This is a genomic window from Pseudomonas protegens (assembly GCF_003732485.1).
In the GTDB taxonomy this organism is placed as follows: domain Bacteria; phylum Pseudomonadota; class Gammaproteobacteria; order Pseudomonadales; family Pseudomonadaceae; genus Aquipseudomonas; species Aquipseudomonas protegens_B.
In genome coordinates this window covers 82534-83836 of the sequence record NZ_MOAK01000086.1, presented here as the reverse complement: position 1 = coordinate 83836, position 1303 = coordinate 82534, and the positions used below count along the sequence as shown (strand labels likewise).

1 protein-coding gene and 1 pseudogene are annotated in these 1303 nt (G+C 57.9%); both read right to left on the bottom strand.

What is annotated here, in order from left to right; genetic code table 11:
- A partial coding sequence (nusA, locus tag BLX41_RS27365) for a transcription termination factor NusA (protein WP_259745236.1) occupies positions 1–1057 on the bottom strand: 1057 nt, incomplete at its 3' end.
- A 47-nt stretch (positions 1058–1104) separates the two neighbouring features.
- Positions 1105–1303, bottom strand: a pseudogene (locus tag BLX41_RS36410) (ribosome maturation factor RimP); the annotation flags it as partial.

Genomic DNA, 1303 nt, shown 5'->3' with positions numbered 1-1303 from the left:
CTGCTTGCTGCTTGGCCTGGATGTCCGATTCGGTCATCACGTTCAGGGTCCAGCCAGTCAATTGGCTAGCCAGACGCACGTTCTGACCACCGCGACCGATGGCCTGAGCCAGATTGTCTGCGCCAACGGCGATGTCCATGGCATGGGCATCTTCGTCAACGATAATTGCCGCGACTTCAGCCGGAGACATGGCGTTGATCACGAACTGCGCAGGGTTCTCGTCCCACAGGACGATATCCACACGTTCGCCACCCAACTCACCGGAAACGGCCTGGACGCGCGAACCGCGCATGCCAATGCACGCGCCCTGCGGGTCGATGCGCTTGTCCTTGGAGCGAACTGCGATCTTGGCCCGCGAACCCGGATCACGGGAGGCGGCCATTACTTCGATCAGGCCTTCGGCAATTTCCGGCACTTCGATACGGAACAGCTCGATCAGCATTTCCGGTGCGGTACGCGACAGGATCAGCTGCGGGCCGCGGTTCTCGGTGCGGATTTCCTTGAGCAGCGCACGCAGACGCACGCCAACCCGGAAAGTCTCACGGGAGATGATGTCTTCACGGGCCAGCAACGCCTCGGCGTTGTTACCCAGATCGACGATCACGTTGTCACGTGTCACTTTTTTCACGGTGCCGGAGATGATTTCCCCCAGACGCTCGCGATAGGCATCAACCACCTGTGCGCGCTCGGCTTCGCGAACTTTCTGCACAATGACCTGCTTGGCGGTCTGTGCAGCAATGCGGCCGAACTCGATGGATTCGATCTTTTCTTCGATCACATCACCGACTTTGGCGTCGGGATGGGTCTCACGAGCCTTGCTCAACCAGGTCTCGACCGCTGGATCATCCAGATCGGCTTCTTCGACCACCGTCCAGCGACGGAAAGTCTCGTAGGAACCGGTGTGGCGATTGATTTCCACACGCAGGTCCACTTCGTCTTCAAAACGCTTCTTGGTAGCAGTGGCCAGGGCCAGCTCCAGCGCTTCAAAAATTACGCTTGCCGGTACACCCTTTTCATTGGATACCGACTCAACAACCAGCAGTACTTCTTTGCTCATCGTACGCCTCGCCTTTCGCAAGCCATTGGATCCGCGGGATCCGCGTCTCAGTCAAAACTGGGAATTATGTTGGCCTTGTCGATCATATCGATCGGCAACAGGAACTCATGGTCATCCACCTGCACCACGACGTCCTGTTCCTCCACCCCGCGGAGAAGGCCCTGAAAATTACGCCGACCTTCGAAGGGCGAGCGCAGCTTGATCTTCACTTGCTCACCGACATACTTGGCAAACTGTTCAAGGGTG